Origin of the sequence: Vibrio sp. L5-1, assembly GCF_021728315.1 — a bacterium.
Classification (GTDB): Bacteria; Pseudomonadota; Gammaproteobacteria; order Enterobacterales; family Vibrionaceae; genus Vibrio; species Vibrio splendidus_K.
Genome location: NZ_JAKKCQ010000010.1, coordinates 44,761 through 70,680 on the forward strand (window position 1 = coordinate 44,761; position 25,920 = coordinate 70,680).

Here is a 25,920-nt window from a genome sequence, read left to right on the forward strand (position 1 = left end):
ATCGCCGCTCAAAGTGTTACTCAAATTCAAATTGATAGAGAAGATCCACAGCACTGTCTAGACCCGATACTGCCTCAACGTAGAGATCCTGCATCAATCGATAACGAACGGTAAACTCGCCTAACGAGTTAAAGATACCCACACCATATTTCACCTGTAAACCAGGGAGAATATAGCCGCTTACCGTAACCTGAGAGTCATCCCCAGAGCCTGCTGTATCCAGTTGTAAATCTTGTACACCAAAGGCTTCACCGATTTCGCCAACAACCTTACCACTCTTCGCCAAACTCAAACCGATCAAGGTTGTTGTCATCGAACCGCTCGACTCACCATCGATATCTTGGCCACGCAGAATATAAGACAGCGCGTTCGCTTGTGGCATCGCTGGATCAGAGTAAATCTCGATGGTCGGCTCTGTCGCAGGGCCTGTAACTCGAATACCTGCGGTCACATCATCCTGAGTATTATCAGGGTTACGAATTGCATTGATGGCTACATATGGTTGATCCGGTGGACCATTCATTAGAATTTTACCCTCTTCGATCAAGAGGTCTTGCCCGAATGATTGGTAAGTACCATCGACGATATTCACTTCACCAGTGATGAATGGACCTTGGTCTTTTTGAGCTACATTGAGCTTACCAACCAAGTCGCCTTCAAGACCAAAGGCAGACAATTTAAAGTCATCACCAATGGAGATATTAATATTGGTCATCACATTGAATGGGATCGTATCTTCACTTTCAGGCTCAAGATCTTTGTTCAATATCACCTGATCGGAAGACACACCAACCGCTGACGGTGGTAAGTCTTCTACCACAATTCGTCCCCATGGTAGTGCTATGTCACCGGTAATTTTTGCCAGCTCGGGCGTGACATCAATAGTCATATCAGGTACGACCTTAACCTTGACCATCGGCGGGATATCAACCATCAACTCATCGGCAAAAACTCTAACGTTAGAGTGCCATGCTTTAAGATCTTGCCAATCCCCGGTTCCCTCAATATCAAGGTGACCGTCAGGCGTTTCTACATTCGCATCCAGTTTTGCACTATAACCATCAAAGTCGAGATCGATACGGCCATCTTTCACATCAACAGGCGTAACGTCGCCTTTGACTTGAATACCATCAACCGAGAACTGACCAAAAACTTGAGGGTGCATCAAAGAGCCTTTAACTTGAAGATCACTCTCAAGGTCGGCTTTCAACAGGCTGTACTCACCTAGGATTGGTTGTAAGAAATCGAGGTGGAACGTGGTCAGCTTAATTGCAGCATCGACCATTTTGTCTTCGGCAAGAATATCCGGTAACGACACCGTACCAGACAGGTCACCATTGTCGGAAACATCCAGCTTAAAATCGGCATCCAATTTGTTATCTTTCAGCTGGGCATTCAATGCAATACTTTCCCAACCCAGTGTGATTGGCTCACCAACTTGTTGAACAACCTGACCTTTCGGCATATCAACACTTACCGTAACCTCAGGCTCACCTTGTTCAGACCACTTAGCATGAGCGGTCGCATTGACTAAGCCCTGCAATTGCGTCTCTTTAGGCACAAAGGCTTTAATCTGCTCGAAATCGAATTGATTGATGGCCACCTTGGCCTCACCCGATTTACCGACACGAACGTCTTCATCCAAACACACACTCGAACCAGATTGTGTCCAACAGTGCGCTTGAACATCGGCAAACTGTTTATCGACATCCGCCTTTATCGCGACAGGTTGATCTAATACCCAAGGACCTTGCTGAGTGGTTATTTTGACGCGGTCTAACGACCCATCCCAAATAATAGAAGGCTTTTGAATCAACTCTCCAGAGATCGCCAAACTTGTCGACACGATGTCGGATATCACATCAAGTGTCACTGTGTGTTTCTTCTCGCCACCACTGACCGTGAGATCAATGCTTTCCACGCTTTGATCTTGATAGGTTAAGTTCTTAGCTTTGAGTACAAGATCGGCTTGAGCCTCAGGTAATGGCAGAGGAACCACAGAGCCATTAAGCGACAAGGATTCTAGTGTTGCTTCGTTATTCCAATCGACCTTATCAACATTTAAAGCGAGATCAACTTCAGGCTCTTTCGTTGGGCCGCTAAGTTGGATGCTACCGATCACTCTACCTTTCAGCTCAGGACTACTTTTTGCAAGCTCAGGGAAGAAGATCTCAACTCCCATGTCCCATTGCTTATCAAGTTGCCCCTGTGCCTTAATCGAGTTAACACCATGAGCCAAGCTCAAACCGCTGGTTTTCAGCTTTGGTTCACCGCTCGCGCTGCGATCCGACGCTGACAACTGACCTTCGATATCCAGAGGGTACTCTCGCAAGATCCCTTCAATATCCAGTTTAGGCAATTCAATCGCCCAACCGCCCGCTTCCGTCAACTCACCCGAGGTGACGATGCTTCCGCTAATGTTACCCTCGGCTTCTGGCCATTGCAGGCCCGGCTGAATGTCTTTAAGTGTTACATCAGCTTGCCAGTTAACGAGACTCTTCCAGTTAGCTTTGACCACACCATTCAACTCACCACCTAATGTATTCAGCTTTAGACGCTCGAACTCAATCTGTTCCGTCGTGCCTTTACCCTGCAGATCGATGGCTAACTCAGGGATTTCCTTACCATCGGCCTCACCTTTAAGTAGAACATTGAAACCATCTAGTGAGCCATTAGCTTTGAATTGCTCAATTGTCGCTTGGTAATCGCTTTTTCCGGTAAGAGGCCACTGCGCTTGTCCGCCCTCTAAAAGAAGGTCAAATGGTAGAGTAGGCTCTAAGGGTTGAATATCCCCAGATAGCTTTGCCTCAATCAGCTCAGAAAACTGAGAATCTAAGTGCAGCTTAGCCACGCTTCCTTGTGCTTTTAGTGATAATTTCTGACCAGCAAGGTCGGTTTCTTTCACTAACGCATCCAAAGAAAGTTCTAGCGGATATCCCCCCTTGAGCTCAACCTTCGTCGCTAAATTCGCACTTGCTTGGGGCATATCAAGCTCTAGAGTGGAAACATCTACCGTGTGCTTACCCGCCGTAGCTTCAAGGCCAAGGTGGTTGACAATAATTGGCGCTTCTTGTTCTAAGGTGAAACGGTTTAGGTCAAAACGCTCAAGTACAACCTGCAAAGGAATTAAGACTTCAGGTAACTCGATAGCCGTTTTAGTGGCAGCCTCTGGTTCTACAATTTCTGTTTGCGGTTCTTCTGTCGATTCAGCAAGCTTAATTTTTAGGTCATTGAACAAGGTTGGCGAAACCGTCAGCGTTTCACCCTGCATGCTCAGAGCGGTTGAGAACAAACCCCATTCGATTTCATGACCCAAGATATTCAGTTTGATATCAGATAAAGCGATGCGATTGATCACTATTGGTAATGGTGTTTTCACTGATGTTAGGGGCGGAGTCGGTTCTACTTCTTCTGTAGAGGGTGGAGGCAGTTCAGTAAATGCGAAGTCCAACCCTTGAATCGCTAAACGATCAACACACAGCTTAGGATCAAGCAAACAACGAGGGTTAATAGCCAAGTTCAGCTTTTGAACCTTGGTGTCGATATGCAGGCTGTCATCTTTAAACTGAACCTTATTAAGCGTAAAGCTTGGGAACAGGGCTCCTTTAGTACTTTCCACTTTAAGTTGTGGTAATGCTTTTTCAGCGCCCCACAGCACAGTGTTCAACCCCGGGTTAGTGAACAAAACAAAACCGAGCAGGGCTATCAACAACAGCAAAATAGACGTCAATGAGATCGACGTCCACTTGATGAATTTGCCCATCACTTTGATCATAATTCTGGCCCTAAACTAAAGTGTAACTGGAACTCATCACCTTTTGCTGCATCTAGGCCCCAAGCAAAATCTAGACTCACTGGACCAACGGGGGACGCCCAACGCACCCCAACACCGGTGCCGTGCTTCCACTCTGGTTTGTCATTAAATGCATCACCAATATCGTAGAATGCTGCGCCCCACCAGTTTCCAACCAAGCGGTATTGGTATTCAAACGAGCTGGTTGCCATGAATTTCGCACCCGTTAATGCACCACTTTTATCGCGAGGAGAGATCGACTCATAACCGTAACCACGAATGCTGTTATCACCACCGGCAAAGAATCTTAGGGAAGGAGACAGCTTCTCAAACTCGTCGGCAAAGTTACCGCCAAATTGAAGCCGAGTTAGGCCTCGGTGGTTATCGCCAATGCTTCGAATCCAAGCGGTTTGGCCTTGAAAACGAACAACCTTAGTTTCGGATAACAAGGTATCATCGGCCGCTTCAAACATAATGGTTTGTTTATCGCCCCACATCGGCATCGAACCACCTCGCGTTCGAGTTCGTGAGAAAGAGAAACCCGGCAAAACAAACTGTGCCAAGTCATCTTGTAAACCTTGTTCATAGTTTTCGACCAAGTATCGAATGAACACCGTGCGTTGCCAGCCGTTATCTAGGCGCCAGTACCTTTCTAAGGCGAGGTTTGACTCCAAACTTTTGGTATCTCGGTTATCCAAGTTCTTCATACCGTACTTAATTTGATAGTAGTCATTAAGCACGTCATCCAATGGGATTTTATAAGCCGCGGTAATCGTCTGCTCGGGCTTGGAGATCGACAAACTACTATTGAAGCTATGACCTTTCTCGTTAACCCAAGGTTTTTTCCATTTGAGAGTGCCTTTCACGCCCAAGTCTGTTGATACACCGATACCTGTTTCGATTTGGTTACGCGCTTGCGGAGCAAGGCTAACCTTCATCGGGATTTCTCGGCCTTCGCCTAACTGACTTAAATCTGGTTCAACAAATACCGAGGAGAACCAATCCGTATTGGACAGGTTTTGGTTGTACTCGCCGACTTTGGTAATTGAGTAAGGTTCACCATCTTCAAACGGCTTGAGAGATTGCACTTTGTCATCTTCAATTTGACTGCCCGTCACAGTGGTTGTGCCAAAGTGATAGCGGATGCCACTGTTATAATGAAGGCGGACATAAGCGCGGTTTAATTCAGGAGCGACTTCTAGCTTGCTAAGATCATACGCCCCATCGAAGTAGCCTTTCGCTAATCCAAGGTTGCGGATCGATGATTTCAAAGAATCATAATTGCCATGATTCAGAATCGAACCTTTAGACAGCTTACTCCTAGCTATTAAAGCCAAAAAGTCAGGATCATCTTTGGCTTCACCAGTCAGAACGATATCTGAGGTATAAATAACAACAGGCTCTCCCGGCTCAACCGTAACGGTCATTTCGGTATCATCTTCGGGGTGAGAAAATGTGATATTAGGGTGGTAGTAACCTAACGCATTCAGGGCTTCTTTTATCATAGACTCCAAGCGAGATTGGAACCTTAATGAAACCGAGTACTCTTCTTCAGGAATCGCACTCAGATAAGCATCAACATTATCCTCAAGCGCTCCATTAAGCCCTTTAATTTCAAGGGAAACATCAGCGAAAGCGAGCGTCGATGACAATAGAGTGCCAATCAGAACTGGTAAAGTTTTTCTTATCATGCTTAATTGGTGAAGAAGTTATCAATACGTTAATAAATGAAAAGAAATAATACCGCTAAAAAGACATTGAGTCTGTAATAAATCTTGGAATAACACGGTCTAATTTAAAGACTTAATCAATATGAACCAGCCGTTAATATGAACCTGGATCTAATGTTAACTTAAGCGGTAAACGTATGCGAAAAGGAATATAACATGCTAAACAAACAACAACTGGTTTCCGCAGCAACCGCATTACCGGGAAATGCAGACCCAATCCGAATCACTGAGCGCCATTTTGTCAATCAAACTGACTTGCTCGATACTCCTATGGGTTCCCAACAAGAAGTCCTACTTGGTATGGGATGCTTTTGGGGAGCTGAGCGTTTGTTTTGGCAACTTGATGGTGTTATTTCCACATCCGTTGGTTACGCTGGTGGATACACAGTCAATCCCACTTATGAGCAGGTATGCAGCGGACAAACCGGCCATACCGAAGTCGTTCGTGTCATTTTTGATAGCGAACAAACATCTTTAGCTCGAATACTTGAGACCTTTTGGGAGCGCCATAACCCCACCCAAGGGATGCGCCAAGGCAACGACTTAGGGACTCAGTACCGTTCCGCGATATACACATTCAGCGAACAGCAACAAGCCGTCGCCGAACACTCTAAACGTGAATATCAACGAGCAATGACTGAATCATTAGGCAACGAGATCACGACGGAAGTTCTGCCTGCTGGAAAATATTTTTTCGCAGAAACCTACCACCAACAATACCTAGCCAAAAATCCTAACGGTTACTGTGGGTTGGGTGGTACGGGTGTGTGCTTCCCTCCGCAATAATGTGTGTTAGGCATACAAACTAGAACAACATTCATTAAAAAAGGGCTTCCGCTAGGAAGCCCTTTTTCATTGGAGATCTATTTTACGCAATGCAAAGCTATAACCGTCAGTTACACCGGCAGCGCAGCAATGGTGCCGTTAACTTCTTTAAAAATAGTGAGCTTTTGTTTGTCTGAAACTTCAGGAAGAAGCACTTTGCCTTGGTCGAAGCGAAACTCTCCGATACCCTCAATAGCAAACTGGCCTTTGAATAGGACTTTAACGAAACGTGCCACTTGATGTGGACGATAAGTAGAAAATTTTCTTAACATAATACAACCTCAATTCCATTTGAGTACTACAGTCACGTACCTAAACACCAACGTATTCAAAGCACATTCAATCGCTAATTCCTTTAGCAAACAGCAAGATAATCTATTGTTCATCTCGATATTGATGCATTATACCTTTTGGTAACAACCCTGCAACTTATTTCTACGTCGTACGATAAAAAAGTTAAAGAGGCATTTTTCAAATTTCATATTATACTTCCAGAGCAAACCAATAAGCGGAACAAAAATATAATGAAAAACAAAACTCTACTGGCTTTTTTAGCCGCAGCCTCTCCACTCTTCGCCAATGCTCACAACCTATCTGTAGGTACAACTCTACCTGCTGTCGATGTTAGCAACTATGGTGAAATCGTACTAAACGACGGAAATACCGGATATCAAGCTTGGGCAACCAATGATCTTCTAGGTAAAGTTCGCGTCGTTCAAGCTATTGCAGGCCGTAGCAGCTCGAAAGAGCTCAACGCACCACTGATGGCAGCCATTACAGCATCTAAATTCTCAGAAGACAGCTACCAAACCACGACCATCATCAACCAAGATGATGCGATTTGGGGTACTGGGTCTTTTGTGAAATCGTCAGCAGAAAGTAGCAAAGAAGAATTTCCATGGTCTTCTATGGTACTAGATGAAGACGGCACGGTAGCGTCATCATGGGCTTTAAAAGAAGAAAGCTCTGCGATTATCGTTCAAGACAAGCAAGGTAAAATCTTGTTTGTTAAAGAAGGGGCATTAAACGAATCAGAAGTCACTCAAGTCATTGAGTTGATTAAAGCGAGCCTTTAATAAGATATTCGCGTCTTTTTCGAGACCTGACCAAAGGATATTGTTATATTATAACAGTATCCTTTTTTAATTCTGTGGTTAATCATACTCATGTGGCAAAACACACCTAACAATGTGAAACGCAAAACAGGCTTCTTGCTTGGGCTGATGCTCATGTTAAGCGTGTTAGCGGCAACACATATGGTGGATATTGACCCCGATCACCACACTTCGCATCACTGTGAGCTGTTTTCGATAAATCAGTTCATTACTGCGCACTCACTGCCACAAGTTCCAGAGTTCCATTCAGAATTTACAGCCACTATTACAGAGTCAGTAATTTCGTTACAGCGCCTGTATTTCGCTTATTTAGCACGTTCACCTCCTGTAAATATCGCTTAATTACCACTACTTTTTAATTAACCTTTATTCAGGAAAAAAACATGAAACCTACTATTTTAGCCGTTGTTATCGGCATGACTGTCTCAACGAATGTTCTAGCTAACGAAGAATTCCGCTCTCACGAAGCACACGTGCACGGTAAAGTTGAAGTGAACATCGCTCAAGATGGGCAAGAGCTGCTTGTTGAAGTAACAGCTCCCGGCGCTGATGTGGTTGGCTTTGAACATGCTCCAGAAACTGCCGAGCAAAAGAAAGTGTTTGAACAAGCTATCGCGCAACTGAACAAGCCAGAAGAACTATTTGGTTTCAACAATGCAAGCTGTACTTTGAAGTTCAAGTCAGTGACGAACACCCTAGAAGACGATCATGATGACCATGAAGGCCATGACCACGCTGAAGGCGAACATGACGACCACGAAGGCCATGACCACGCGGAAGGCGAACATGACGACCACAAAGACCATGACCACGCGGAACACGATCATGACGACCACGAAGGCCATGACCATGCGGAACACGGTCATGATGACCACGAAGGCCATGACCATTCAGAAGGTGGCCACGGTGAATTCACGGTTGAGTATCACTACCAATGTGCAGACATTGCGAAGCTAGATACGGTGAGCACTCAATGGTTCTCTAAGTTCAGCAACACAAAATCAATGACGGTAAACCTGCTAACTGACAGCGCTCAAATTCAAGAAGTGCTTAACGCAGATCGTATTAGTTTTCGATTCTAATCAGTATTAGATTGAATTAAACGTAGATAAGCAGCCAAGTAAGTATTCACTTACTTGGCTGTACAAATCGGTGTGCTCTGGGAATTTATTATTCGAATAACTGTCCAGTAGATACACCGCTTTAATTATTGGAGCTAATATGTCTTCTGACAGTTCATCACTTGTCGTCAAACTCGAAAATATCAGCTTTCGTTGGAAGCCTGAATTGCCCCCAACGCTAGAGATCCCCTCACTGCATATCCAAGCCCAAGAGCACCTTTTCATCAAAGGGCCTAGTGGTTGCGGGAAATCAACATTGTTAGGGTTACTGACCGGAATCAACCAAGCTGAACAAGGCGAAGTATCTATCCTTGGCCAAGATCTCACACAGCTAACACCTCGCCAGAGAGACAAATTCAGAGCCGATCATATTGGTTATATATTCCAACAATTTAACCTGCTTCCTTACTTGTCAGTCATCGACAACGTGACGCTTCCTTGTCAGTTTTCTAAGATTCGTAAGCAGCAAGTCACTGAAAGTCAGAACAGCCTGCAAGCAACCGCTCAAGAGTTGTTGCTCAGATTAAAGCTACCTCAAGCTCTAATGGACAAGCCCGTTACCGAGTTGAGTATTGGTCAACAACAACGTGTTGCTGCCGCTCGTGCTTTGATCGGCCAACCCAAAATCATTATTGCCGACGAACCGACATCGGCTCTGGATCATGACAACCGAGAAGCCTTTATCGAACTGTTGCTAGAACAAGCGAATCAGGCGGGTTCTACCCTGATCTTTGTTAGTCACGATCCAACATTAGAAAAACTGTTCACTCGAACCATAGATTTAAAAACCGTTAACCAAGCTAAGGTTGTCGTATGAAAGTAATTACTCACTTAGCCTTAAAAAGCGTACTCAACCGTAAAGCCACAGCCATTCTAACTATTCTCACTGTGGCGGTGTCAGTCATTCTATTACTCGGTGTGGAACGTGTAAGAACCGAAGCTAAGAGCAGCTTTGCGAATACGATTTCAGGTACTGACCTTATCGTCGGTGGCCGCTCTGGTCAGGTAAACCTGCTGCTTTATTCCGTATTTAGAATCGGTAATGCGACCAACAACATCGACTGGAAAAGCTATGAAGAATTTAGCCAGCACAACGCTGTAAAGTGGGCGATCCCAATCTCATTGGGTGACTCACATAAAGGCTTCCGCGTAATGGGCACGAACCATAGCTACTTCGAGAATTATCGCTATGGAAGTAAGCAACCACTTACTTTTCAGCAAGGCAAAGAGTTCAATCAGCTATTTGATGTCGTGATTGGTGCCGATGTCGCGAAGAAGTTAGATTACAAGATTGGTGATCACATCATTCTGGCGCACGGTATCAGTGATGTCGCCTTCAGTCGCCACGACAACCTGCCCTTCACCATTGTCGGAATACTCGCGCCAACCGGCACACCAGTAGATAAAACGGTGCATGTTTCGTTAGAGGCCATTGAAGCGATTCACGTTGGTTGGGAATCGGGGGCTAACCTCGGGCACACACCGAATGCTGAAGCGCTAAAGCAACGTGACTTCCAACCAAAGCAGATTACCGCGATGATGGTTGGCCTTAAATCGAAGATCCAAACCTTTGCACTGCAACGAGAAATCAATAACTACCGCCAAGAACCTTTGAGCGCCATTATGCCAGGCATTGCGCTTCACGAATTATGGGGAATGATGGCAGTAGCAGAACAAGCACTACTGATTGTTTCAGGGTTTGTTGTAATCGCGGGACTGTTAGGGATGCTGAGTAGTCTACTCACTAGCTTGCAAGAAAGACGTCGAGAGATGGCCATTCTGCGCGCGATGGGAGCAAGGCCTCGTCATGTGTTTGGTTTACTGATCAGTGAAGCAAGTGCCCTAACCTTCCTCGGTATCACATTAGGTGTTGCCGTGTTGTTTGCCCTGATCGCAGTAGTTGCTCCTATTGTGCAACAAAGTTATGGTATCAACATATCGATATCCGCAATCACACCTCATGAGTGGAAACTGCTTATTTTGGTGCAAGTTGCCGGAATCATTATCGGCTTTATTCCCGCTTTCAGGGCTTACCGTCAGTCATTGTCTGATGGCATGACTATTCGAATCTAAAATAGGAACCTACGATGCAACGCAAATTCCTACTGATACTTGGGTTACTTATGTTCCCATTTATCAGCACAGCTCACGCTGAAACCACTCAGACTGACGAATCGGTATTAACACTCGATTGGATTGACTTGATTCCAGAGTCAGAGCGAGCACAACTCGACTCATTTGGCATGCCGATGGTTAACCACGACAGTATGGACAAACCTCAACAATCGACACTTGGCGCTGTTCGCCCAGAGCTGAATGGCAGCACAGTCAAGATTCCTGGCTTTGTGATTCCATTGGAAGGCGATGAGAACATGATCACTGAGTTTCTGCTGGTACCGTACTTTGGCGCATGTATCCACGTGCCACCGCCACCACCAAACCAAATCATCTACGTGAAGTTCCCTAAAGGTGCACCAATACAACAGTTATGGGATGTGATCTATTTAGTGGGTACGCTGAAAACTGAGTCAATAAGCCATGACTTGGCGCAAACCGGTTATCTTATTGAAGGTACTGCGATTGAAGAATATGACGACATGTAGTCATTAGAAGGGTGGCTCAAGGATGAGCTGCCGTCACTGAACGAGTGAGATCATTCAATAACAGTTTAATAACGATTATTTTATTCTAAATTATGCGATGTAATTAGATAAGTACGCTAGAACAGCGACATAAGTAGCGAGTAATAACCCTATACTAAGCTGTTTCTTCAGCTTGTTATCATTAACTTGATTCATAACTCCTCCTTGAGAATTACAACAAATTTAACATTTTATTATCATTAGCAAAAGTAAAATTTTGTTGAAACCTTCAACTCTGCACGCAAAATCTAGCCACCAATAAGATAAAGAGTTACATTTTAGACAGTTAAGTCGTCTCCTAACGGTACTCTTATGTCAGAAACTAAACAGCCAGTGATCATTGAGCATGCTAGCGATACACAGCAAAAGCATGAGAAAAAGCCTCATATTGCCGACAGTGCAAGCAGAATGCTGCACATCGCACAAAGCTTCGGCCTCGATTCCTTAATTAGTCATATTGCAAAGCCAAAAGATAAAGCTGAGAGTACGCTTATCGAACGGGCACTATTACGAGAGAAAAAACGTAGAGAGCTTCGCCAAAAGAACCTAGAACAGATTCTAAAGTTGGCACACTCTTCATGTAAGGATGAAGCGGCTGGAGACCCTGATCAGGACTGGCTATACCGTTTCTTCGATATGGCACAAGAGATCCACAATACATCGATGCAGAGGCTATGGGCTCAAGTACTGAAACGAGAAGTCACCAACCCAGGCTCGACGTCGATGAAGGCACTTCAGATCTTAAAAGACATGACACCAAAAGAAGCGCTCACCCTGCAAAGAGCCGCGTCACTGGGTTGTAGCTTTGGTAGTGATAACAGCAGGAAACTATTACTCGGCTTTAAATCCCATGCTGGAATCTTCAGCTTTGGCAAAAGGGACACCACCAACACCATCAACCTTGGTGGACACAACCTGCCCTACTCTAGTTTGCTCCACTTGATTGAGCTCGGGATTATTCTAGGAACAGAATTAGAATCTGGAGAGATTGATTTCGACCCAGCCCTACACCTGACTTATCAAGGTAAGAGCATGTCACTGGCGCCTATTTCAAAAGGGGTTAAACTGGTTTATTACCGATTCAGTCCAACAGGTAATGAGCTGTGCACCTTACTTGGCAACAAACCCAACATGCAGTATTACGATCAACTGATTGCTCTATTAAGTCAGAAGTTCACGGTACAGACAGAAGTGAAAAGCAGTGTGAATTACACCGTCTAGGCACTCGACGGTGCAAAAAATAGACGGTGTAAAAAGTGAAGAATATTGAGAAGAATAAAGAGAATCTAGAGGATAGGTTTCTTGTCTCGGTAAACCAAGGCTGCACTATTTATCGGTCGTGAATAAACAGATAAACAGCTGAGTAGCCTTAGTCATACCAACGATCTCAGTTGGCTAAAATATTACGCTTCTCTAAAGCATCAATACACAATTCCACCAGTTCATCGAGTGTCTTCTCACCCGCAGGTAAATCTATCTCAGGGTTCTGAGGCGCTTCGTACACTGAGCTAATGCCTGTAAAATTCGGGATCTCTCCAGCTCGTGCTTTCTTATACAGGCCTTTAGGGTCACGCTGCTCACAAACCTCGAGTGGCGTGTTCACAAACACCTCTAAAAACTCGCCTTCGGGTAGCAAGTCTCGCACTAACTGTCTTTCAACTTGATGTGGGGAAATAAAAGCAGACAACACGATCAAACCCGCATCCGCCATCAATTTAGCAAGTTCACCAATACGACGAATATTCTCTCGGCGATCCTGCTCAGAGAAGCCAAGGTCGCTACATAACCCATGACGCACATTATCGCCATCCAATAAGTAAGTATGGTAACCAAGCTGTGCCAAGCGATTTTCTAATGCTCCAGCGACTGTCGACTTCCCAGAACCAGATAATCCCGTGAACCAGAGCACGGCTGGCTTTTGTGATTTCAGATCAGAGCGAAATGTTTTATCAATCGAGTGTTGATGCCACACAACATTCTCATCTTTTGGTTTGAGTACTGCGGTCATAATTAGTCCTTTAAATAAACAGCATTAAAATGGGAAAAAATAAGGAATTAGGGTCAGCACCAAACCCGAATAAACAATCGAGATTGGGATGCCGATGCGCAGATAATCCGTAAGGTGGTAATTACCTACGCTATAAACAAGTAAGTTGGTTTGGTAGCCGTATGGCGAAATAAAACTGGCACTGGCACCAAACAGAACCGCCATGATGAACGGCATTGGATCGACGCCATAGCCTACTGCCATACTGTAGCCAATGGGGAATGAGAGTGCCGCTGCCGCATTGTTGGTCACCAACTCAGTTAGGACCAACGTCATGAAATAGGTCGCGACTAGCGCTCCAAACACGCCCCAGCCATTAAAGGCCTCCATAAACATCAGCCCCATTCGCTCAGACAACCCAGATGAAATCATCAGTTGAGCAATAGAGAGTGCCGAACCAACGATCACGACAATATCGACGGGGAAACGGCGGCGAAGCTCACCAAGTTGTACTACACCAAATGCCACCAGCAATAATAAAAATCCCGCTAGCCCTTTAATAATCGGCACGACTTCAGCGAGCGATAACCCAATCACACTGGCAAAACCGAGCAACACAAACGTCGATTTATCGGCATCAAGCTTGGCGCTTGAGTCTAGGTCGTTCATCAACACAAACTCTTTATTATGTTGTTGACGCTGTTCTTCAAAACGTTTGCCTGGAACCAAAATCAAGGTATCGCCAGCGGTTAATGTGATGTTTCCAAGGCCACCTTCAAGGCGTTCATGACCACGACGAATGGCAACCACAACCGCATCGAAGCGATCTCTAAACTGGCTGGTTTTGAGGGTTTTATTACAGAAGCTTGCAGACGAACTGACTACGACCTCAACAAAACTCTGGCCGTTCAGGTGGTGCTGACCAAACAGAGTTAGCCCCTGGATCTCTTGCAGTGTCGCAACACTCTCGACATCACCACAAAACAGTAATCGATCACGAGCTTGAAGAATAAAATCAGGGTCAATAGACGCGGTTGTTTTACCGTCTCGAATCACTTCCGCTAAGAACAGTTTTCTCAATGCTCTGAGGTTATTCTCGCTGACGCTGCGGCCAACTAAAGGAGAACCCGGCTCAACTCGCGCCTCGAGAAAGTAAGGTAGATCGTCTTGAGATCCATCATCGTAGCTGGGTAAGAAGTAGCTCAGAGGAATGAGGATCAACACACCACCGACCAACACCGCTAAACCGATCAAGGTCGGTGTGAAAAAGTTTAAACTTGGCAGTCCAGCATCTTCAACAAAGCTATTGATGATCAAGTTGGTAGAGGTGCCGATCAATGTCAGGGTTCCACCTAAGATGGCAGCGTATGACAAAGGGATTAGCAGTTTAGATGGCGCATGCTGTTGATTACGTTTGATCGCCCCGATCAAAGAAACAACCACCGCCGTGTTATTAGTAAAAGAAGAAAGTAACGCTGTGGAAATACCCAACTTCGCAACCACGGTACCTAGCCTACCTTCAGAGATATTACGGCTAACCCAACTGATTAAGCGAGTTTTCTCCAACGCACTTGATGCGAGGATAAGAAGAATTAAAGTCAGTAACGAGGAGTTAGTGAAGTTATTGGCTAAACTCGACAAATCGATCATGCCAGCCATAAAAGCAATAAACGCCGCGCCAGCAAAGATAAAGCTTGGCTTAATACGGGTAACGAGCAGGCAAGTAATGATGCCGAGCAAAATCGCTAATACAAATCCTTGTTGCCACATATACCCGTCCTTTATGGCGGAAACGATGGGTTTCCGCCTGATTCAATAAGCTGTTACTTAGTCGTTTATGACTTCAGTAATTGGCTTAGATCTTTGGCATCCCAATGAGGGAAGTGCTTGCGTACCAATGCGTTGAACTCAAGTTCAAATGCAGAGAAGTTACCGACTTGCTGTTCAACAGAGTCCAAACGGTCTCGAATCAAACCAGCACCAACCGTCACGTTAGTCAGGCGGTCGATAACAATGAAACCACCGGTATCGGCACTCTCACGATATTTATCCAGCGCGACAGTCTCGTTCAATGACCATTCACACAAACCAATACCATTGAGTGGTAATTCATCCACGTCGTAAGTCGACAAGTTATTGATGTCATACTGGTGACGAACCGTTTCAACCTGGCCGACGGTTTTCTTGCCTGCGATTTTGATGTCGTAAGCTTTGCCTGGTTGCAGTGGTTGCTCTGTCATCCATACGATGTCAGCCAATACATGGTTAGTAGATTCAATTTGAGCATTTTCCAGCACAATCAAATCACCACGGCTGATATCGATTTCATCTTCAAGAGTCAGTGTTACTGCCAAGCCCGCTTGTGCTGATTCAAGTTCACCATCAAAAGTCACAATGCTTGCCACCTTAGAGGTTTTACCTGAAGGCAACGCCTTGATTTCATCACCCACGCTGACACGACCAGAAGCCACCGTGCCGGCAAAGCCACGGAAATCTAAGTTAGGACGATTGACATACTGCACAGGGAAACGGAATTCGCCCGCAGAACGTTTTTGGTCAATGTCGACGTTCTCTAACACTTCTAATAGAGATGGACCTTCAAACCATGCAAGCTCTTTGCTTGGTGCAGCAACGTTAATGCCTTCAAGCGCGGAAACCGGCAGAATTTGAATGTTAGTTTCGCCTTCTAGGTTTTCAGCAAACTCTAGATACTGATCGCGAATCTCTTCAAAACGATCTTGCGAGTACTCGACGAGATCCATTTTGTTGACTGCGACGATGAAGTGCTTCAAACCAAGCAGGTTAGAAATAAACGAGTGACGACGTGTTTGATCCAGAACGCCCTTACGAGCATCAATTAAGATCACCGCTAGATCACACGTTGAAGCGCCGGTTGCCATGTTGCGCGTGTACTGCTCATGCCCTGGGGTATCAGCAATAATGAATTTACGCTTTTGAGTCGAGAAGTAACGATAAGCCACATCGATAGTAATCCCTTGCTCACGCTCAGCCTGCAAGCCATCAACAAGCAGTGCTAAATCAGGCTTCTCACCTGTGGTACCCACTCGTTGGCTATCAGAGTGAACCGCTGCTAGCTGATCTTCATAAATCTGTTTTGTATCATGGAGCAAGCGACCGATTAACGTACTTTTACCGTCATCTACCGAGCCACAAGTTAAAAATCTAAGCATAGATTTATGCTGATGCTGACTTAGATAACCTTCAATCCCTAGTTCAGCCAATTCGGCTTCTACTGCACTATTCATTTTTCTTTCCTTAGATTCTTAGAAATAACCTTGGCGCTTTTTCAGCTCCATAGAGCCCGACTGATCATGGTCAATCGCTCGACCTTGACGCTCACTAGACGTCGCCACCAGCATCTCTTCAATAATGCCTGTTAGCGTATTCGCCTCAGATTCAACCGCTCCGGTTAATGGGTAACAGCCTAAAGTACGAAAACGAACGCTTTTCTCTTCAATCACTTCACCTTCTTGCAGCTCCATACGGTCATCATCAACCATGATCAGCATGCCATCACGCTCAACCACAGGGCGTTTGTCTGAAAGGTAAAGTGGAACAATATCGATGCTCTCTAGGTAGATGTATTGCCAGATATCGAGCTCAGTCCAATTAGATAGCGGGAATACACGAATGCTTTCGCCCTTATTAACCTGACCGTTGTAGGTGTGCCAAAGCTCTGGACGCTGGTTTTTTGGATCCCACGTATGGTTCTTATCACGGAAAGAGTAAACACGTTCTTTCGCACGAGACTTTTCTTCATCACGACGCGCACCACCAAAAGCCGCATCGAACCCATACTTGTTTAACGCCTGCTTAAGGCCCTGTGTTTTCATGATGTCAGTGTGCTTCGAAGAACCATGTACAAATGGGCTACAACCCATCTCAATACCTTCTGGGTTCTTATGTACTAAAAGGTCGAAGCCGTACTTTTTAGCCGTACGATCACGAAACTCAATCATCTCGCGGAATTTCCAGTCCGTATCTACATGCAATAGTGGGAATGGAATCTTGCCTGGATAAAACGCTTTGCGAGCTAAATGAAGCATCACAGAAGAATCTTTTCCGATGGAGTACATCATCACTGGGTTATCAAACTCAGCCGCTACTTCACGGATAATATGAATACTTTCCGCTTCGAGCTGTTTTAGGTGGGTTAAACGTTCTTGGTCCATTTCAGTGCTTCCTTTAAGGCTCGCGTTACGAGCAATTCATTACTTGGTCTTGCCAAGCAAGGGATTTAACTCATCCACTTGAGTGAATGGGAGTATTGGCACTAGAAGAAAACAGAAGCTTCGTTTTGAGCTATCCTTGCTATTCATCTGCCTGATACGTCCTTGATATAGGCATTATGACGAGCCTCTCATATTACTGGAAATTCTAAAATTTCATTTTTTATTCGAAAAGCTGATAAGGGATTGAATTTACCGATAAGCAGGTGAAATGAATGGACTAATATTATCGATATCAGTTGCGCATCGATTGAACAGCTTTGGGAGGCGTCTTGCAGAACACCATAAAGTAATCGATCTAAGTCACGAATTAACATTCGTTGTAATCATTGTTTCATTCGGTTTTGTTACATTACGCAACGAATTTTCTACTATCCACTTTGGAGCTACAAAATGAAAGTTGCAATGAAACCTTTGTCATTGGCTGTACTTGCGGGTCTTGGTTTGACTTTAGCAGGCTGCACAACAACACCAGATACCGATGAAGTGATTAAATTACGTGTCGTAGAAACGACGGATATCCATACCAACCTAATGGATTACGACTACTACAAAGACAAGCCATCGAAAAAAATCGGCTTAGCACGTACTGCAACTTTAGTAAAAGAAGCTCAAAGCGAAGTAACCAACAGCGTTTTAGTTGATAACGGTGACTTGCTGCAAGGTAGCCCAATGGGTGACTACATGGCAGACAAAGGCATCGAAGCTGGCGAAGTTCACCCTGCATATAAAGCAATGAACCAACTAAGCTACGACGCTGCAAACCTAGGTAACCACGAATTCAACTACGGTCTTGAGTTCCTAGAAGAATCGATCAACGACGCTGATTTCCCTTACATCAGTGCTAACGTTTACGACGCAGAAACCAAAGAACACTACTTCACGCCTTACATCATCAAGACGCACACGTTCGAAGATACTGCTGGCGTAGAGCACGAAGTAAAAGTGGGTTACATCGGTTTTGTTCCACCACAAATCATGACGTGGGATAAGAAGAATCTAGAAGGCAAAGTGATCGCTCGCGATATCATTGAGACGGCTAACGAATTAGTGCCTCAAATGAAAGCGGAAGGCGCTGAAGTTATCGTTGCTATCCCTCACTCAGGCGTATCAACTGACCCATACAAAAATGGCGAAGAGAACTCAACGTTCTACCTATCTGAAGTAGACGGCATCGATGCGATCGCATTCGGCCACTCTCACGCAGTGTTCCCAGGTAAAGGTTTTGATGACATTCAAGGCATCGACAACGAAACTGGCACAATGAACGGCGTTGCGGCGGTAATGCCTGGTCGTTGGGGTAGCCACGTTGGTGTTATGGATCTAACACTTGCACAAAAAGACGGTAAGTGGGAAGTTGTTAAAGGCCAATCAGAAGCGCGCCCTATCTACGACAAAATCGAGAAGAAATCTCTTGCTGCAGCTGATGAAGGTATCGTAACAGCATTAGAAAAAGACCACGCTGGTACTCGTGAGTTTGTTAACCAACCGATTGGTAAAGCAGACGATGTGATGTACAGCTTCTTGTCTCTAGTACAAGACGATCCAACAGTTCAAATCGTTAACCTTGCACAGAAAGATTACGTTGAACAGTTCATCCAAGGTGACCCTGACCTAGATGGTACGCCAGTACTTTCAGCGGCTGCACCATTCAAAGCCGGTGGCCGTAAGAATGATCCAGCGAACTTCACTGAAGTTGAATCTGGTCAACTGACATTCCGTAACGCAGCTGACTTATACCTTTACCCGAACACACTAGTTGCGATGAAGGTAACAGGTCACGAAGTAAAAGAGTGGCTTGAGTGTTCTGCTGGTCAATTCAACCAAGTTGATGTTAACTCAACAGCACCACAACAGTTGATCGAGTGGGATAACTTCCGCACTTACAACTTCGATGTTATCGACGGTGTTGATTACCAAATCGACGTAACTCAACCTGCGAAATACGATGCAAACTGTAAAGTCGTTAACCCTGACTCACAGCGTATTGTTGGCCTAACTTACCAAGGTAAGCCAATCGACATGAAGCAAGACTTCCTGATCGCAACCAACAACTACCGTGCATACAGCGCTAAGTTCCCAGGCACAGGTGAAGACTTCATCGCATTTGATGCACCAGATGAGAACCGTACTGTTCTTGCAAACTACATCTCTCGCGTAAGCAAAGAGCAAGGTCAAGTGAGCCCAAGCGCAGATAACAATTGGTCATTTGCACCAATCAAAACGGATAACAAGCTAGATATCCGCTTTGAAACATCTCCAAGCGACAAAGCAGCAGAGTTCATCAAAGAGAAGGGTCAATACCCGATGAAACGTGTTGCGACTGACGATGTTGGTTTTGCTGTTTACCAGATTGACCTAACTAAATAGATTGCTTAAGTAATCCATAGATAGTTAACATTCTGAAAGGCTGAGTTTAACGACTCAGCCTTTTTCTTTTCTTCTAAATGTTCAGTCCAAAGCCCTAATTTTCGAACGACAAATTCTCGTTAAACCCGTATCCAAATGCCACGCCTTTAGCTTCAAAACAGCAGTCAAGCAGCACGACTCAAACCACCAATTGAATGAATCCAACACAAAAAAGCGGTAATTGTCTGTAAGTTTTTCTCTGCTCCTCCTGTCTATTTAATTTACTACACTCAATGAATGGTCATTAAGCCATTCATCTATGGGATAGATAAGGACATTTGATGAGCACCGTCGAGAGCATTCAAGCATGGTTACATTCAGGAGAGGAGTCGCTGCTATGGCTGATGCTTGGCATCATCGCGCTTTCTTACCTGCTTGAAGATCTTGCGATTGTTACGGCGGCAGGTATCGCGACTCAAGGTCTAATACTTCCTCAATATGCGCTGCTTGCTATTTTCATCGGTATTGCCACGGGTGATCTCGGTCTTTATTACTTAGGGAAGTCAGGACGTTACTTCCGAGGTGTTCGATATAAAGCCCTCACGAATAAATACTTTCGTTCGCTTCGTACCAAATTACGTCAGAACGCATTCAGCAGCCTTTTTGTTATCCGCTTTATTCCAGGGCTTCGCACCGTCGGGTTTACCTTAAGTGGCTTTTTCGCCATCCCACTGTCTACTTTCTTGTTTGCCGTGATTAGTGCCACTGCGCTCTGGACTGGCATTGTCTTCTCTGCCATCTACTATTTAGGAACATCAGCGTGGCTGCAAGCCTCTGAATATCAATGGATCGTTATCCCGTGTGCCATCGCTTTACTGTTTATCGGTAATCGATTAATGAATAAAACCTACTCTAGAGGATTATCATGAGTTCACCGCAAGATATTCGCATCATTCCCGCACATCAAATCAATGCAGGCATGCCTTTGCTTGAAAAAGATACCGTGCGCAGTGTCTCTCCTTATGAGTTTCTTCCGACTTGGTTCTTCTACACGCCAGTGGTGATTCAAAGCCTGATGCAAGGGTTACGGCACTTTGACTGGGCGCTGCCGCTCATCGCCAACCCGAGCATCAAGTTAAGCGGCATGGTAGGCGAATCAAAACACGAAATACTGAGCCTTGCCGGATCATCGAGTCAGCGCTGGATCTCTCCGTTTATCACCCTCACCAAAACGGATCTTAGCAGTAAGAAGCAAGCTGAAGATGCGCGCAGCGCACTCATACAATCGGATCTTGATTTCCCGATTGTGGCTAAACCTGATCTTGGTTGTCGAGGTGTTGGCGTTAAGCTGATCAACACACAAGATCAACTTGAGCAATATGTTGAATCTTTCCCAAATAACGCTCGCTTTCTACTGCAAGAAAAGGCGCCTTATCAGGCAGAAGCTGGCGTTTTCTATGTTCGTTACCCAAACAAAAAGCAAGGTGAGATCATATCGATCACACTCAAATATGCGCCAATGGTGATGGGTGATGGCAAGTCAACACTCAAGCAGTTAATTGAAAATAGCCCGCGTGCTGGGCAGCTCAGTCACCTCTATCTGCCAAGACATCAAGATAAATTGGATCAAGTGCTCGCAGAGGGCGAAGAGTTCCAACTCGCGTTCGCAGGCAGCCATAGCCGTGGCTGCATCTTCCGAGATGGCAATCAATATATCACTCAGGCTTTAACTGAACGTTTAGACGAGATATTCGATGACTTCGATGGTTTTCATTTTGGCCGACTCGACGTCAAGTTTAAAGACATGCACAGCCTAATGAACGGCGAGGATTTCACGATCCTTGAGGTCAATGGCGCAAGCAGTGAGGCTGGGCATATCTGGGATCGCAACACACCGCTGCGAGAGATATTTTCGACGCTACTTCTGCAATACCGCATTCTTTTTGATATTGGCGCTCAGCAAAAACAACGAGGCTATAAGACTCCTTCTTTCAAGAGCTTATTCGCTGCGTGGCAAGAAGAACGACGTCTTGTTCAACAATATCCGACCACTGACTAATTTTGTACGAGGACCATGAATGAACTCCATAGCCCAACCGAGCGCCCTCACTTCTTTCTCTCCTAGTATCAAAGGAGCGGTAGAGATATTGAATCAGGGTCTAGAGTTTTTGTTAGCGATATCTGACAGCGACTATCTAACACGAGCAAAACCGCACGTCACAAGCTCTATTGGTGAGCATACTCGTCATACGCTCGATCTTTTTCACGCTTTAATTTTAAAAGAGAATGCGACCGTTGATTACAACACTCGCCGTCGTGGTCATCCCGTCGAATACGACCGCTCAATTGCAGTAAAAGAGATCCATTATGTGATCAACTGGCTTGAACGATTAGACCGCAGAGATCTCGAAGCGCCTATCATGATCCAAACCGAAGTTTCAATGGATACACAAGTATTCGCCAGCCTGCCTTCTACGTTAGAAAGAGAGGTCACCTTTGCAGCTCTGCATGCCAATCATCACTATGCGATGATCAAGGTGATCACGACCTTTCTTGATGTCGAAACATGCAATACCTTTGGTTATGCCCCAACCACCAGCAGCTATCTGAGGGAGCAATAATCATGTGTTCAGTATCTTGGCTGCTTGAAGAAAATGGTTATCAGGTCTTTTTTAACCGTGACGAACAAAAGACGCGAGCGCTAGCAATGCCGCCTAAACAGTATCGAGTCAACGGTGTCGATATCATCATGCCACTCGACCCAACTGGCGGTGGTAGCTGGATCAGTATCAATGAGTTCGGGCTTTCGTTATGCCTACTCAATAACTATCAAGGCATAGTACCTGTTGGACCTTTAGTCAGCCGTGGTTTGTTACTCAAGAATCTATCATCGAGTCGTAACATCAGTCAGCTCTCTGAAGCATTTCATCAGCTCGACCTGCACTCTTTTGCTCCATTTACCTTGTTGGCTTTCGCGCCGAATTTAACTCAGAACAATGGTTTGGTTATCGCCTACATGTGGGATGGCATTCAACAAAAAATAGTCGACACTGATTCTCCACTCTTCTCATCCGGTGTTGATTTAGAGCGAGTGCAAGCCTATCGACAAGCAAAATACGATCAGCTTATGACAACAGGTAAGAATCAACAGAACTTACTTCAGTTTCACTCTCACCATCATAGTGAACAACCTCATTTAGCGACCTGTATGCATCGTGAAGACGCACATACGGTGAGCTTTACACACTTACGTAATCTACATGGCCAAGCCTCGATGTTTTATGCACCCGGCTCGCCTTGTGAACCCATTAAGCCATGTCAGATAAATCAACAGCGCTTCACCTTCGATTTATCACCCGTAATCAATCTATAGGAGTCCATCATGAGAAAACTATTAACCATGGTCATGCTACTTGTTAGCCCATACGTATTTGCCGCCGATGAAATCTACACAGGATTCTTTAGCAGCAAGGCGCTCGATGGCTACGATACCGTCGCTTATTTCACTTCAGGTAAGCCTATTGAAGGCAGTAAAAAATTCAGCACAGAGTACAAAGGTGCGGACTGGTATTTCTCTTCTGAAAAGAATCTGACTTTATTTGTTAATAATCCTGAAAAATATGCCCCTCAATATGGTGGTTATTGCGCTTGGGCTGTTTCAGCAAAAAGTGATTTTGCACCCGGAGACCCGAATCAATGGACGATTGTTGAGAACAAGCTTTACCTCAACTACGACCAAGAGATTAAACAGCGTTGGGAACAAGACCGAGCACAACATATTCAAAAAGCCGACACCATTTGGCCGCAACTGATCAAATAAGGGAATAACCATGACATTCACTCCAGCTAAACATATTCCTGCGGCATTTATCGCTTTCGTATTTGTTCAGTCGCTGTTTTTTAAGTTCACAGGCTCATACGAGACTGAGCATATCTTTGGCACCTTGGCGACATGGTCGGGCTTAAGTTGGTTCGGTTCATTTGGCGGTTACTTAATTGGGTTTGCTGAATTGATTGCTGCCATTTTGCTGTTTACTCGTTGGCATGGCCTAGGTGCAATCATGAGTGTGGGAATTATGAGTGGTGCGATTTTCTTCCACCTGTTTACACCACTCGGTATTCAAATGCCTGAGTTTAATGCAGCGGGTGAAATTGTCGGTTATGACGGTGGATTACTGTTTGGTATGGCATGCCTAGTGTGGTTATGCGGTGCATTTTTAAGTGTGAAAGATTTCAAGAATCAAGACGGTTTCCTAAACAACTTTAGTCAATAAGGTAGCTTCATTATGATTGATAGTCCTTTTCGTTTACCACGTTACACGCCTTTTGGTTTAGGTGAGTCTGTTGTCGAGTGGGCAACTGGGCTATCTAAGCTAGATAAACTCTATCAAGATAGACCTGATGAGTTGTCTAGTTTTGAATTCATGCATCACACCCTGTCGGCACTCAATATCGACTATTCTGTTTCCGCAGGCGCCATAGGTAATATCCCGGAAGAAGGGTCAGTGGTGATTGTGGCTAACCACCCGCTTGGCGCAATTGAAGGTGTGATCCTTGCCGATCTCGTAGGATCAGTAAGGAAGGATGTGAAGGTGCTGGCCAATGAGTTACTTAAGCGCCTGCCTGAGCTGGATGATCTTTTCATCGGTGTAGATGTCTTTAACAGTAAAGAATCAAAACGCACCAATGCTAAAGCTATTCGAGATGCCAATCGTCATTTAGCAGACGGTGGACTCTTGATTGTGTTCCCTGCTGGCGAAGTATCGAGTTACCGTAAAGGGGCAAAAACACTGACAGACATCGAGTGGAGCAAGTCGGTCGCGAAATTCGTCAAACGCCACCAAGCCACCACGGTGCCTATCTTTATCAATGGTAAAAACAGCGAGCTTTTCTATCAAGCTGGCCGTGTCCATCCGCTATTAAGAACGGCTCTACTCGGGCGCGAACTTCTTAATAAGCAAGCGACTACTATCTCTATCTCTATTGGCTCATCGATTCCGTATTCAGAGATAAAATCGTTTGAACAAGAGATGGATATCGTCAACTACCTACGACTCAATACTTACCTAATGAGTCAACAAGATAGTCCGAATACGCCAATCCACGCACCCTCTTTTGACACTCAGGTTATTGCGCCTATTCCACCAGAAGTGTTGGCAATAGAGGTCGATTCTCTTCCTGAAGAGATGAAGTTACTTGAGCAAGGGGACTTCGAGGTCTACTGTACGCCAAGCCAATCTATTCCTAACTTAATGCGCGAAATTGGTCGAGTTAGAGAAGAAAGTTTCCGAGAAGTCGGAGAAGGCAGCGGGCTTGCCTGTGATTTAGATGAGTATGACCTTTACTACCACCAACTGTTCGTGTGGAATAAAACCAAGGCTGAATTAGTGGGTGCATACCGACTTGGTATGGTCGACAAGCTAATCGCAGAACACGGGCTTGATAAGCTCTACTCTCGTAGCCTGTTTAACTACAATCAAGAGTTCATTGACACCTTAGATAACAGTATTGAGCTTGGACGCTCCGTAGTGAGTAAACCTTATCAGAAGAGTCTTAATTCACTGTTGCTATTATGGAAAGGCATCGCGGCCTTCGTGTATCGTCATCCTCAATACACTCACCTATTCGGCCCAGTCAGTATCAGTAATGATTACAGCCATAATGCGCGCCTGTTGATCGCGACCACCTTATCAATCCACCATTATGATGAGGAAAAGGCAAATCTGGTTTCTCCTTCTTCACCACTCAATACCAGTAATCACGTGTTCTGGCAAAATCATCTGTTATCGTCATTGGCAAGTGTTCCTCTGCTCTCTAAAGTGTTAGCACGTATGGAGCAAGGAAAAGGCCTACCAGTACTACTGCGCCAGTATCTAGGGATGAACGGTAAGTTGGTGTGCTTTAACGTCGACCCATCATTTAATGATGCTCTGGATGGCTTGATTGTGGTTAACCTTAAGAAAGTACCATTGAAAACTCTTGGTAAATACATGGGTAGAGAACTTGCTCAAGATTATCTAGAACAGCACGCTCGACGCTGATTTAGCCTGCTCTGTACCTATACTCAAATAAGTGCGATGATTTCGACACTTATTTGGGTTAGGTTAT

General features: G+C 45.0%; 23 protein-coding genes. 16 read left to right on the forward strand and 7 right to left on the reverse strand.

Annotated features, from left to right (window positions below; translation table 11 throughout):
• Positions 1 to 16 precede the first annotated feature (16 nt).
• Complete coding sequence (locus L3V35_RS22735; RefSeq protein ID WP_237300693.1) at positions 17 to 3,775, reverse strand: translocation/assembly module TamB domain-containing protein; 3,759 nt, start codon at positions 3,773 to 3,775, stop codon at positions 17 to 19.
• On the reverse strand, positions 3,772 to 5,484 hold the full coding sequence (locus L3V35_RS22740; RefSeq protein WP_054548274.1) for an autotransporter assembly complex family protein: 1,713 nt from the start codon (positions 5,482 to 5,484) through the stop codon (positions 3,772 to 3,774). The genes L3V35_RS22735 and L3V35_RS22740 overlap by 4 nt, the downstream gene beginning before the upstream one ends.
• Before the next feature lie 195 nt (positions 5,485 to 5,679).
• On the opposite strand from L3V35_RS22740, the gene msrA reads away from it, so the two are divergent.
• Positions 5,680 to 6,309 carry a peptide-methionine (S)-S-oxide reductase MsrA gene (msrA, locus tag L3V35_RS22745; RefSeq protein ID WP_054548273.1) on the forward strand — a complete coding sequence of 210 codons (630 nt, stop codon included), beginning with the start codon at positions 5,680 to 5,682 and terminating at the stop codon, positions 6,307 to 6,309.
• A gap of 110 nt (positions 6,310 to 6,419) precedes the next feature.
• Here the strand turns inward: msrA and L3V35_RS22750 are convergent, their stop codons facing one another.
• Positions 6,420 to 6,620 carry a DUF1107 family protein gene (locus L3V35_RS22750; protein ID WP_004735283.1) on the reverse strand — a complete coding sequence of 67 codons (201 nt, stop codon included), beginning with the start codon at positions 6,618 to 6,620 and terminating at the stop codon, positions 6,420 to 6,422.
• 252 nt (positions 6,621 to 6,872) lie between these two features.
• On the opposite strand from L3V35_RS22750, the gene L3V35_RS22755 reads away from it, so the two are divergent.
• The 7 genes from L3V35_RS22755 (at position 6,873) to L3V35_RS22785 (ending at position 12,447) form a co-directional block, all read left to right on the forward strand.
• Entirely contained in the window at positions 6,873 to 7,424 is a 552-nt protein-coding gene (locus L3V35_RS22755) for a YtfJ family protein (protein ID WP_017078800.1), read from the forward strand.
• A 90-nt stretch (positions 7,425 to 7,514) separates the two neighbouring features.
• Complete coding sequence (locus tag L3V35_RS22760) at positions 7,515 to 7,805, forward strand: DUF2607 family protein (protein ID WP_017078801.1); 291 nt, start codon at positions 7,515 to 7,517, stop codon at positions 7,803 to 7,805.
• 41 nt (positions 7,806 to 7,846) lie between these two features.
• A complete protein-coding gene (locus L3V35_RS22765) occupies positions 7,847 to 8,545 on the forward strand; it encodes a DUF2796 domain-containing protein (RefSeq protein WP_054548271.1) in 699 nt (232 codons plus the stop codon).
• Positions 8,546 to 8,684: 139 nt separating this feature from the next.
• Positions 8,685 to 9,401 (forward strand): ABC transporter ATP-binding protein, encoded by a 717-nt coding sequence (locus L3V35_RS22770; protein ID WP_019824198.1) that lies wholly within the window; start codon positions 8,685 to 8,687, stop codon positions 9,399 to 9,401.
• Positions 9,398 to 10,657, forward strand: coding sequence for an ABC transporter permease (locus tag L3V35_RS22775; protein ID WP_054548270.1), 1,260 nt, complete (start codon positions 9,398 to 9,400; stop codon positions 10,655 to 10,657). The genes L3V35_RS22770 and L3V35_RS22775 overlap by 4 nt, the downstream gene beginning before the upstream one ends.
• 14 nt (positions 10,658 to 10,671) lie before the next feature.
• On the forward strand, positions 10,672 to 11,187 hold the full coding sequence (locus L3V35_RS22780; RefSeq protein ID WP_004735277.1) for a DUF3299 domain-containing protein: 516 nt from the start codon (positions 10,672 to 10,674) through the stop codon (positions 11,185 to 11,187).
• A 351-nt stretch (positions 11,188 to 11,538) separates the two neighbouring features.
• On the forward strand, positions 11,539 to 12,447 hold the full coding sequence (locus tag L3V35_RS22785) for a TIGR03899 family protein (protein ID WP_054548269.1): 909 nt from the start codon (positions 11,539 to 11,541) through the stop codon (positions 12,445 to 12,447).
• Between the two features lie 166 nt (positions 12,448 to 12,613).
• On the opposite strand, the gene cysC is transcribed toward L3V35_RS22785, so the two are convergent.
• The 4 genes from cysC to cysD form a co-directional block, all read right to left on the reverse strand.
• Positions 12,614 to 13,234 (reverse strand): adenylyl-sulfate kinase, encoded by a 621-nt coding sequence (gene cysC, locus L3V35_RS22790; protein WP_004735274.1) that lies wholly within the window; start codon positions 13,232 to 13,234, stop codon positions 12,614 to 12,616.
• Between the two features lie 24 nt (positions 13,235 to 13,258).
• Positions 13,259 to 14,983 (reverse strand): SLC13 family permease, encoded by a 1,725-nt coding sequence (locus tag L3V35_RS22795; RefSeq protein ID WP_004735273.1) that lies wholly within the window; start codon positions 14,981 to 14,983, stop codon positions 13,259 to 13,261.
• Positions 14,984 to 15,048: 65 nt separating this feature from the next.
• Positions 15,049 to 16,479, reverse strand: a complete 1,431-nt coding sequence (gene cysN / locus L3V35_RS22800; protein WP_054548268.1) for a sulfate adenylyltransferase subunit CysN — start codon at positions 16,477 to 16,479, stop codon at positions 15,049 to 15,051.
• 18 nt (positions 16,480 to 16,497) lie between these two features.
• The gene (cysD, locus tag L3V35_RS22805) at positions 16,498 to 17,442 is read right to left on the reverse strand and encodes a sulfate adenylyltransferase subunit CysD (RefSeq protein ID WP_226088532.1); all 945 of its coding nucleotides are present in this window, start codon (positions 17,440 to 17,442) and stop codon (positions 16,498 to 16,500) included.
• Between the two features lie 414 nt (positions 17,443 to 17,856).
• Here cysD and L3V35_RS22810 point away from each other — a divergent pair, with 414 nt between their 5' ends.
• From L3V35_RS22810 to L3V35_RS22845, 8 genes are all read left to right on the forward strand, one after another.
• A complete protein-coding gene (locus L3V35_RS22810) occupies positions 17,857 to 19,833 on the forward strand; it encodes a bifunctional 2',3'-cyclic-nucleotide 2'-phosphodiesterase/3'-nucleotidase (RefSeq protein WP_017069395.1) in 1,977 nt (658 codons plus the stop codon).
• Positions 19,834 to 20,153: 320 nt separating this feature from the next.
• A complete protein-coding gene (locus tag L3V35_RS22815) occupies positions 20,154 to 20,741 on the forward strand; it encodes a DedA family protein (protein ID WP_017069394.1) in 588 nt (195 codons plus the stop codon).
• Positions 20,738 to 21,871 (forward strand): ATP-grasp domain-containing protein, encoded by a 1,134-nt coding sequence (locus L3V35_RS22820; protein WP_237300694.1) that lies wholly within the window; start codon positions 20,738 to 20,740, stop codon positions 21,869 to 21,871. Before L3V35_RS22815 ends, L3V35_RS22820 begins: the two co-directional genes overlap by 4 nt.
• A 19-nt stretch (positions 21,872 to 21,890) precedes the next feature.
• Positions 21,891 to 22,433 (forward strand): hypothetical protein, encoded by a 543-nt coding sequence (locus L3V35_RS22825; protein WP_054548266.1) that lies wholly within the window; start codon positions 21,891 to 21,893, stop codon positions 22,431 to 22,433.
• 2 nt (positions 22,434 to 22,435) lie between these two features.
• Positions 22,436 to 23,185 (forward strand): NRDE family protein, encoded by a 750-nt coding sequence (locus L3V35_RS22830; RefSeq protein WP_237300695.1) that lies wholly within the window; start codon positions 22,436 to 22,438, stop codon positions 23,183 to 23,185.
• 9 nt (positions 23,186 to 23,194) lie between these two features.
• Positions 23,195 to 23,632, forward strand: a complete 438-nt coding sequence (locus L3V35_RS22835) for a YHS domain-containing (seleno)protein (RefSeq protein ID WP_237300696.1) — start codon at positions 23,195 to 23,197, stop codon at positions 23,630 to 23,632.
• A 10-nt stretch (positions 23,633 to 23,642) separates the two neighbouring features.
• Positions 23,643 to 24,086 (forward strand): hypothetical protein, encoded by a 444-nt coding sequence (locus tag L3V35_RS22840; protein WP_004735264.1) that lies wholly within the window; start codon positions 23,643 to 23,645, stop codon positions 24,084 to 24,086.
• Between the two features lie 12 nt (positions 24,087 to 24,098).
• Entirely contained in the window at positions 24,099 to 25,853 is a 1,755-nt protein-coding gene (locus L3V35_RS22845) for a lysophospholipid acyltransferase family protein (RefSeq protein ID WP_237300697.1), read from the forward strand.
• Positions 25,854 to 25,920: the final 67 nt, after the last annotated feature.

What these genes read in the sequence shown, in the direction of transcription:
- L3V35_RS22780 (WP_004735277.1), top strand. Translation starts at nt 10,672, where the DNA reads ATGCAACGCAAATTCCTACTGATACTTGGGTTACTTATGTTCCCATTT.
- L3V35_RS22770 (WP_019824198.1), top strand. Translation starts at nt 8,685, where the DNA reads ATGTCTTCTGACAGTTCATCACTTGTCGTCAAACTCGAAAATATCAGC.
- L3V35_RS22845 (WP_237300697.1), top strand. Translation starts at nt 24,099, where the DNA reads ATGATTGATAGTCCTTTTCGTTTACCACGTTACACGCCTTTTGGTTTA.
- L3V35_RS22735 (WP_237300693.1), bottom strand. Translation starts at nt 3,775, where the DNA reads ATGATCAAAGTGATGGGCAAATTCATCAAGTGGACGTCGATCTCATTG.
- L3V35_RS22775 (WP_054548270.1), top strand. Translation starts at nt 9,398, where the DNA reads ATGAAAGTAATTACTCACTTAGCCTTAAAAAGCGTACTCAACCGTAAA.
- msrA (WP_054548273.1), top strand. Translation starts at nt 5,680, where the DNA reads ATGCTAAACAAACAACAACTGGTTTCCGCAGCAACCGCATTACCGGGA.
- L3V35_RS22750 (WP_004735283.1), bottom strand. Translation starts at nt 6,620, where the DNA reads ATGTTAAGAAAATTTTCTACTTATCGTCCACATCAAGTGGCACGTTTC.
- L3V35_RS22760 (WP_017078801.1), top strand. Translation starts at nt 7,515, where the DNA reads ATGTGGCAAAACACACCTAACAATGTGAAACGCAAAACAGGCTTCTTG.
- L3V35_RS22820 (WP_237300694.1), top strand. Translation starts at nt 20,738, where the DNA reads ATGAGTTCACCGCAAGATATTCGCATCATTCCCGCACATCAAATCAAT.
- L3V35_RS22830 (WP_237300695.1), top strand. Translation starts at nt 22,436, where the DNA reads ATGTGTTCAGTATCTTGGCTGCTTGAAGAAAATGGTTATCAGGTCTTT.
- L3V35_RS22840 (WP_004735264.1), top strand. Translation starts at nt 23,643, where the DNA reads ATGACATTCACTCCAGCTAAACATATTCCTGCGGCATTTATCGCTTTC.
- L3V35_RS22815 (WP_017069394.1), top strand. Translation starts at nt 20,154, where the DNA reads ATGAGCACCGTCGAGAGCATTCAAGCATGGTTACATTCAGGAGAGGAG.
- L3V35_RS22835 (WP_237300696.1), top strand. Translation starts at nt 23,195, where the DNA reads ATGAGAAAACTATTAACCATGGTCATGCTACTTGTTAGCCCATACGTA.
- L3V35_RS22785 (WP_054548269.1), top strand. Translation starts at nt 11,539, where the DNA reads ATGTCAGAAACTAAACAGCCAGTGATCATTGAGCATGCTAGCGATACA.
- L3V35_RS22755 (WP_017078800.1), top strand. Translation starts at nt 6,873, where the DNA reads ATGAAAAACAAAACTCTACTGGCTTTTTTAGCCGCAGCCTCTCCACTC.
- cysN (WP_054548268.1), bottom strand. Translation starts at nt 16,479, where the DNA reads ATGAATAGTGCAGTAGAAGCCGAATTGGCTGAACTAGGGATTGAAGGT.
- cysC (WP_004735274.1), bottom strand. Translation starts at nt 13,234, where the DNA reads ATGACCGCAGTACTCAAACCAAAAGATGAGAATGTTGTGTGGCATCAA.
- L3V35_RS22765 (WP_054548271.1), top strand. Translation starts at nt 7,847, where the DNA reads ATGAAACCTACTATTTTAGCCGTTGTTATCGGCATGACTGTCTCAACG.
- L3V35_RS22825 (WP_054548266.1), top strand. Translation starts at nt 21,891, where the DNA reads ATGAACTCCATAGCCCAACCGAGCGCCCTCACTTCTTTCTCTCCTAGT.
- L3V35_RS22740 (WP_054548274.1), bottom strand. Translation starts at nt 5,484, where the DNA reads ATGATAAGAAAAACTTTACCAGTTCTGATTGGCACTCTATTGTCATCG.
- L3V35_RS22795 (WP_004735273.1), bottom strand. Translation starts at nt 14,983, where the DNA reads ATGTGGCAACAAGGATTTGTATTAGCGATTTTGCTCGGCATCATTACT.
- L3V35_RS22810 (WP_017069395.1), top strand. Translation starts at nt 17,857, where the DNA reads ATGAAAGTTGCAATGAAACCTTTGTCATTGGCTGTACTTGCGGGTCTT.